Annotated in this window: 9 protein-coding genes; 1 reads left to right on the top strand and 8 read right to left on the bottom strand. The window is 73.5% G+C overall.

What is annotated here, in order from left to right; genetic code table 11:
• The 7 genes from G3I60_RS36220 to ssd form a co-directional block, all read right to left on the bottom strand.
• A partial coding sequence (locus tag G3I60_RS36220) for a pilus assembly protein TadG-related protein (protein WP_275418724.1) occupies nt 1-164 on the bottom strand: 164 nt, incomplete at its 3' end.
• Nucleotides 161-586, bottom strand: a complete 426-nt coding sequence (locus tag G3I60_RS36215; RefSeq protein ID WP_164608269.1) for a TadE family type IV pilus minor pilin — start codon at nt 584-586, stop codon at nt 161-163. The genes G3I60_RS36220 and G3I60_RS36215, both read right to left, overlap by 4 nt.
• Nucleotides 573-770, bottom strand: a complete 198-nt coding sequence (locus G3I60_RS36210; protein ID WP_164294575.1) for a DUF4244 domain-containing protein — start codon at nt 768-770, stop codon at nt 573-575. The genes G3I60_RS36215 and G3I60_RS36210 overlap by 14 nt, the downstream gene beginning before the upstream one ends.
• 67 nt (nt 771-837) lie before the next feature.
• Nucleotides 838-1,623, bottom strand: a complete 786-nt coding sequence (locus tag G3I60_RS36205; RefSeq protein ID WP_164294576.1) for a type II secretion system F family protein — start codon at nt 1,621-1,623, stop codon at nt 838-840.
• Nucleotides 1,620-2,546, bottom strand: coding sequence for a type II secretion system F family protein (locus tag G3I60_RS36200; RefSeq protein WP_164294577.1), 927 nt, complete (start codon nt 2,544-2,546; stop codon nt 1,620-1,622). Before G3I60_RS36200 ends, G3I60_RS36205 begins: the two co-directional genes overlap by 4 nt.
• Nucleotides 2,543-3,718 carry a TadA family conjugal transfer-associated ATPase gene (locus G3I60_RS36195; protein WP_164294578.1) on the bottom strand — a complete coding sequence of 392 codons (1,176 nt, stop codon included), beginning with the start codon at nt 3,716-3,718 and terminating at the stop codon, nt 2,543-2,545. The genes G3I60_RS36200 and G3I60_RS36195 overlap by 4 nt, the downstream gene beginning before the upstream one ends.
• Nucleotides 3,715-4,824: a septum site-determining protein Ssd gene (gene ssd / locus G3I60_RS36190; protein WP_343241111.1), complete on the bottom strand. Its 1,110-nt coding sequence runs from the start codon at nt 4,822-4,824 to the stop codon at nt 3,715-3,717. The genes G3I60_RS36195 and ssd overlap by 4 nt, the downstream gene beginning before the upstream one ends.
• Before the next feature lie 452 nt (nt 4,825-5,276).
• Here ssd and G3I60_RS36185 point away from each other — a divergent pair, with 452 nt between their 5' ends.
• Nucleotides 5,277-6,110 carry an HAD family phosphatase gene (locus G3I60_RS36185; protein ID WP_138357085.1) on the top strand — a complete coding sequence of 278 codons (834 nt, stop codon included), beginning with the start codon at nt 5,277-5,279 and terminating at the stop codon, nt 6,108-6,110.
• A gap of 320 nt (nt 6,111-6,430) precedes the next feature.
• Here G3I60_RS36185 and G3I60_RS36180 read toward each other — a convergent pair whose 3' ends face one another.
• Entirely contained in the window at nt 6,431-7,252 is an 822-nt protein-coding gene (locus G3I60_RS36180; RefSeq protein ID WP_164294580.1) for an oxidoreductase, read from the bottom strand.
• Between the last annotated feature and the right edge of the window lie 20 nt (nt 7,253-7,272).

Below are 7,272 nucleotides of genomic sequence, written 5' to 3'. Positions count from 1 at the left end.
GCCGCGGCCAGCGCCGCCAGGTCCGCCGCGCCGCCCGCCCGATGGCGGGCGGCGACCGCTTGGCCCATGGCCAGGGCCGCGCCGAACGCCAGACACAGCACGCCCATCAGCAGCGCGGCCCAGACCGTCGCCGAGCCCCGGTCCCCGCGCCAACCGCCGCTCATCGGACGGTGTCCTCGGCGAGCGCCGCCGCTTCCGCGTGCAGCGCGACCTCCAGCACCGGCACCCGGGCGGTGACCCGCACCCTGACCAGCTCACCCTCCCGGGTCAGCGACACCGCGGCCCCCCGCGGAGCGGCGGCGCGGGCCGCCGCCAGCGCGGCGGCCTCCGGCTCGGAACGGGCCGCGGCCCGCGCACCCGCCCGCGCCGCGTCCACGCACTGGATCTGTGCCGCCACGGCCATCAGCCCGCTCAGCAGCCCCGCGGTGAAGAGCACCATGACCGGTAGCGCGACCGCGGCCTCCGCCGTGACGAACCCCCGCTCGCCCCGGCACGCCCTCACTGACGGCCGCCGGGTGGGCGGTTTCGGGGGCGGTTCCGAAGGCGACTCCGACGACCCTTCCGGGGGGCTCTCAGAAGGACACATCGAGTGCCCTCTCGATCAGACCGCTGAGCGCCGATTTCACCGCACCGCTGGTCACGATCTTGTAGAGCACGGCGGCGAATCCACAGGCCGCCAGTGTGCCGACGGCGTACTCCGCCGTGGTCATTCCCGCATCCGTGGCCGACCGAAGCCGCCGGGCCGTCGCGCGAAGCATCCGGACCACCATGACGTTCCCCCTTGTATCGGTATGTGTTGCATGACGTTCGTATGCCACGATCGGGCCGGCCCTGGCGCTAGCCGGAGCCGCCCGCGAGGATCCCCGCCGCCAGCCCCATCACCACCGGAACCACCCCGACGAGCAGGAAGGCCGGCAGAAAGCAGAGTCCGAGCGGAGCCGTGGCGAGCACTCCCGCGCGCCGGGCCCGGGCGAGTGCCGAACGGCCGCGTGCAGCGCGGTAGTCGGCGGCGAGTCGTGCCGCCTCGTCGACCGGTGCCACTCCGCTGTGCGAGGCGCGGGCCAGGCAGCGGGCGAGCCCCCTGACCGCGGGCAGCCGGCCGAACCGTTCCCAGCACTGCTCGGGATCACCGCCCAGCCGGAGCTCGGCCGCCACCCGTATGAGCCCGTCTCCCATCGGCCCGCCCAGTGAGCGGCCGACCGCTTCGGCCGCCTCGCCCGGCCGGGCGCCCGCCGCGAGGCAGGCCGCCATCAGGTCGGCGCAGAGCGGCAGTTGACGCCCGGCACTCACGTCACGGTCATGGCTGCCGGCCGTCCGTACCCGGCGCTGCCAGCGCCGTATCCCGTACGCGGCGAGCAGACCCGTCACGCAACCGGGGATCCCTCCGACGAACACGGCCGCGCCGAGCGCCACCGCTGCCACCGGACCCCAGGTCCGCAGCGCGAGCCCCCTGGTCCGCCACGCGGTTCCAGGGTTTTTGGCGACCCGCACCCCGAACAGCAGGCGGAGCCTGCCGAGCGCGGCGCGTTCCCGCCGGGCCTCGATCACCGTCACCGCGACACACAGGACCGCGGCGCCGACCGAGACGGCTGTCCCCAGGCTGTGGACGCGGTCGCCGCTCACCAGGACTCCTCGGCGGACCGCACGATGCGTCCGGTCCAGGCGAGTCCCGCCCACTCCAGCAGGCCGCCCGCCAGCAGGCAGGCCAGCCCTGTCGGGGTGCCCAGCAGCGTCCCCACCGGATCCGCTCCCAGTCCCGCGCCCAGCACCACTCCGAACAGCGGGAGCAGGGCCAGCATCAGCGCGGTCGAGCGAGGACCGGCCAACTGGGCTCGCAGGTCGTCGCGTTGATCACGTTCGGCGCGCAGCGCGGCGGCGATCCGGTCGAGGCCCGCGGCAAGCCCCGCGCCGCCGTCGACGGCGACCTGCCAGCAGGCGGCGACGGCCGCCAGCCCCTCGGCGCCCTCCTGGCGCGCGGCGGCCCGCAAAGCTTCCGGCACATCTCCGCCGAACCGGGCGGCGGCCAGCAGCAGCCGCGCGGCGTCCACCAGCTCGGGGGCGTCCGGCCAGCCGTCGTCCTCGATCGCGCCCGCCAGTGCCGTGTGCGGCGGGCTTCCCGCCCGCAGATCACCGGCGACCGTCCCGCAGAGGGTGCCCACCGCGGTCACCCGCATCTCCGCTACCACCCGCCGTGCCCGCTCCCGCAGTTGGCGGCCGACCAATGGCACAGCGGCGGCCCCGGCCAGCGCGGGCAGCACCGAATGCGCCAGCAGCGCGAGCAGCAGTCCGGCGGGCAGGCAGAGCAGTTCCCCTCCGAGCCGCCATCCCAGCCGCTCCCGCAGCGGTGCGAGCAGCGCCTGCCCGCAGGCAACCGGCCCGCGCCACATGCCGGGCCCCCAAGCCCACACGGTGGCCGGCCGCTGACTGCCGACGAGCATCAGCCGGGCCCGGCGCAGCACGGAGTCCCTGCCGCACATCAGCCACCCGGCGGTCCCCGCGCAGAGCACCGCCGCCCACAGCGTCACCAGCGCCGACCCGGGCCTCATGACGCACCCCGCTCGCACAGGCCCGCCAGCCGGTCCCAGCCCGGCCCCCGCTCCCCGGCACCGTGAGCGCCGCGCATCACGGCCGGGACGGTGACGACCATCCCGTCGGCGCGGCGTTCCAGTACATGGACCTCGGCGACCCGGCGCAGCCCCGAACGGTCCCTTGCCAGATGGACGACGACGGACAGCGCGGCCGCCAACTGGCTGTGCAGGGCGGCCCGGTCGAGACCGGCGGTCGAGCCGAGCGCCTCCAGCCGGGCCGGCACGTCGCCGGCCGCGTTCGCGTGGATCGTGCCGCAACCTCCCTCGTGCCCGGTGTTGAGCGCGGCGAGCAGCTCGGTGACCTCCGGTCCGCGGACCTCGCCGACCACCAGGCGGTCCGGGCGCATCCGCAGGGCCTGGCGCACCAGGTCCCGGAGCTCCACCAGACCGGCACCCTCCTGGTTGGCCGGCCGGGTCTCCAGGCGTACGACGTGCGGGTGGTCGGGCCGCAGTTCCGCGGAGTCCTCGGCGAGGACGATGCGCAGATCCGGTTCGACCAGGCCCAACAGGCAGCTGAGCAGTGTGGTCTTCCCCGTGCCGGTGCCGCCGCTGATCATGAAGGAGAGCCGGGCGTCGAGGACGGCCCGCAGCAGCCGGGCGGTCTCGGCGTCCATGGTGCCGGCGGCGATGAGCTCGTCCAGGGCGAAGGCACGGGCCCGCACCACCCGCAGCGACAGACACGGCGACCCGACGACGACGGGCGGCAGCACGGCATGCAGCCGGGTGCCGTCCGGCAGCCGGGCGTCGACCCACGGCCGCGCGTCGTCCAGCCGCCGCCCGGCGGTGGTCGCGAGCCGCTGGGCGAGCCTGCGCACCGCGGCGGCATCGGCGAAGCCGACGTCGCTGCGCACCAGGCCGTGCCCGCGGTCGACCCACACCTCGTCCGGCCCGTTGACGAGAACATCGGTGACGTCCGGATCCGCGAGGAGGGGTTCCAGCGGCCCCGCGCCGACCATTTCGGAGCGGAGCGCGGTGACGACGCCGAGCACTTCGGTGTCGCCCAGCAGCCGCCCTTCGGCGCGCAGCGCGGCGGCGACCCTGCTGGGTGTCGGGTCCCCGCTGTACTCCGCGAGGCGCAGTCTGACGGCGTCCAGGAGCGCCGCCCTCGGTTCCGCGCGGTCGGCGCTCATACCGGCACGCTCCCGCCGCTGGGCAGGGCCTGGGACAGGAAGGCGGAGCAGAAGCGGGCCAGCGGCCCGCGTCCGCTCGCGCCGGGCGGCCGCCCGCCGTCCCGCGCATCCAGCAGGTCCGGTTCCGACGCCAGTTCACCGGCCAGCGGCAGACCGATGAGTTTGGCGATCTCCTCGTCCCCGAGCCCCGAAGCGAACGGCCCGCGGGCAACCACCCGCAGGTCCTTGAGGACCATGCTGACCGCCGAGGCGACCCGGGTAGCCGCGGCCACCGCCCGCAACTCGGCCGGGACGACGAGGAGTCCGACGTCGATCTGGGCCAGGGATTCCGCGACCGCGTCGTCGACCCGGCGGGGCAGGTCCACGACGACGACTCCGCCCCGGCGCCGCGCGGCACCCAGCACGGACCGCATGGCCTGCGGCGGGATGACCACCGAGTCGCTGCGGTCCCAGCTGAGGACGCTCAGCGCGTCCAGCCGCGGCAGCGACTCCTCCAGCGCACCGCTGTTGACGCGCCCCCGCGAGTCGGCGAGGTCGGGCCAGCGCAGTCCCCCGGCGCGCTCAGCGCCGAGCAGGATGTCGAGGCCGCCGCCGAGCGGGTCGCCGTCGATGAGCATCGCGCGGCGGCCGTCGCGGGCCGCGGTGACCGCGAGGGCGCAGGCCAGAGTGCTGGCCCCGGCGCCGCCGCGGCCGCCCACCACGCCGATGGTCAGGGCGGGTTCGGCGACTCCCTCGGCCACATCGGCGATCCGGTCCACCAGCCATGTCTCGGCATCCGGCAGGAAGAGCACATGATCGGCGCCGATGTCGACGGCTCTGCGCCACACGTCCTGGTCGTCCAGATCCCGGCCGACGAGCAGCACGCCCTTTCGCCGGACGGCGCCGCGGAGCCGGGTGGTGTCGTCGGAGCCGACGAGGACCAGCGGCGCGGATTCCCAGCTGCCCGCACGTGGCGGAGCCCCGAAGGCCACTTCGGGTTCGGCGCCGGCCGCCGCGCACAGCCGCAGCAAATCGTCGAGCAGCGCCTCGTCCTGAGTGACGATCAGCGGTCCGACCGGCTCGTCCGCTGCTGCCGGCCTCCGGTCGGGTGTGATGGATTCAGCCACGGCCCTGTCCCCCTCGTTCGTCCCGCGAGCACGGTGGTGCATCGCCTGCGAACAGAGTCCGGCCGTTCCGGGGTCTCAGATGATCTTGGTCGGTTCCGGTGGATAACTCAGCGGTTGTGGATAACTCCGCCACTCGAACGGGTGAGTTCGCCGCCAAGGCGCAACGATTACGGAACGTGACACGTCGTACCCGATACAGGCAGCGCAAGAGGAGGCGGAGCTACCGCATAAAAGGAAGGAGAGCTACCGGGACGTCGGTCCGAAAAGACATCCGGACATGCGACGACCCCCGCCGGGGGGGAGAGCGGGGGTCGTCCCCACAGTCCGACTCGGGGGGGGAGGAGCCAGACCGGGTTAGCACGGTCGCGAACGATCCGTGACTTCCATGGTGTACCCGACAGCCTTCTCAGGCAAACCCACGCGCCTGAGCTTACGCCGAATGGTGGTTGCTTATGCTCGTGCTCGTGGAAAACCACCTGTCCCCGCGCACCGCAGCATTCTTCGACCTCGACAAGACCGTGATCGCCAAGTCGAGCACCCTCGCCTTCAGCAGATCCTTCTACCAGGGCGGCCTGATCAATCGACGGGCCGTGCTGCGCACCGCCTACGCCCAGTTCGTGTATCTCGTGGGCGGCGCCGACCACGACCAGATGGAGGGGATGCGCAAGTACCTCTCCGAGCTGTGCCGCGGCTGGAACGTGCAGCAGGTCAGGGAGATCGTGGCCGAGACCCTCCACGACCTCATCGACCCGATCATCTACGACGAGGCCGCATCCCTCATCGAGGAGCACCACGCCGCCGGCCGGGACGTGGTGATCGTGAGCGCCTCGGGAGCCGAGGTCGTCGAGCCCATCGGCCGGATGCTCGGCGCCGACCATGTGATCGCCACCCAGATGGTCGCCAAGGACGGCTGCTACACCGGCGAGATCGAGCACTACGTCTACGGCCCCGCCAAGGCCGAGGCCATCCTCGGGCTCGCCGAGACCGAGGGATACGACCTGGAACGGTCGTTCGCGTACAGCGATTCGGTGACCGACATCCCCATGCTGGAGGTCGTCGGCCACCCGTACGCGGTGAATCCGGACCGCGGGCTGCGCCGGGAGGCGACCGGCAAGGAGTGGCCGATCCTCACCTTCAACCGGCCGGTCCGGCTCAACCAGCGGATCCCGTCGCTGTCGATGCCGCCGCGCCCGGTGCTCGCCGCCGCGGCAGTCGGAGCGGCCGCCGCCACCGCCGGACTGGTCTGGTACGCGGCCCGTCGCCGCCGACCGTCACTTTTGTCCTGATTGAAGGCAAAAGTAAAGAAGTGCGCTCAGGGGTTCCGCTTCGGCCGTGGCGGCGGTAGAAAGGACTCAGAGGCCCGCGAGACCACGGACGTTCCGAGAGGAAGACCGCAGAGTATCTGGCCACACGGACCCAGCATGGAAGTCGGGCACCCACGCGCAGCCGACCCGCTAACCGGGCCAGCCGCACCAGGTGACGGGCAAAGTCCCGACCTGATCGGCAAAAATCGAGCACGCATGGTAACGCGACGGACATGTCAGCGGCGGCACCCCCTGGGTGCCGCCGCAACCCTTTCCGGCGCAACCCTTTCCGGGCTCCGGTCTCAGGCCGCGCCGCGCTGCAGCGCCTCGCACACCGCGACGCTCTCGCGCACCCCGAGTTCCAGCGCCTTCCCGCAGTGCCCGATCCACGCGGCCATGCCCTCCGGCGTCCCGGACGCGTAACCCTCCAGGGCCTTGAGGTAGTCGGCCCGCCCGAGTTCGGCGTGGCCCACCTCGGCCGGACAGATCGACTTGGGATCGAGTCCGCTGCCGACCAGCACGATGCGCTCCGCGGCCCGCGCGACCGGCCCGTTGAACGAGCCGAAGGGCCGCAGCGAGAGCAGTTCGCCGTGCACCACCGCGCCGACGACGAGCGCGGGCGCCTCGCTCCCCGCGCGCAGCAGTCCGACCAGCCCGTCGAGCCGGGCGGCCACCTCTCCCGACTCCGGGAGCGAGAGCTCCACGAGCGGCTCGTCGACCGGTTCACCGGCCAGCCGCGGCCGGCCGACCGTGTCGTCAGGAGCCGCGCCGCCCGCCGCCACCAGGTGCAGCCGCGCCAGCGCCTGCACCGGCGACTGGCGCCAGACGCTGAGCATCTGCCCGGCCTCGGCGGTCAGCCGCAGCGCCGCACCCACCGTGCGGGCCTCGGCGTCCGCGGAGAAGTCGCTGCGCCGCCGCATCTCCTCCAGCGGCCAGTCGGCGCCGGCCAGTGCGGCGGAACCGCGCGCTCCGCGCAGCGCCGCCTCGGACGTCACCTCTTCGGACCGGCGGCGCATCACCCGGTGCCCGTAGACCTTGTCCACGGACTGCCGCACGGAGTCCACCGCGTCGGACACGCCGGGCAGGGAACCGAGGATGGCGAGCGGATCAGCGTTCGTACCCATGAGTACGACCCTACGCACAG

It is taken from the genome of Streptomyces sp. SID13666 (genome assembly GCF_010548325.1).
Classification (GTDB): domain Bacteria; phylum Actinomycetota; class Actinomycetes; order Streptomycetales; family Streptomycetaceae; genus Actinacidiphila; species Actinacidiphila fildesensis.
This window is presented reverse-complemented; position numbering and strand designations above follow the sequence as displayed.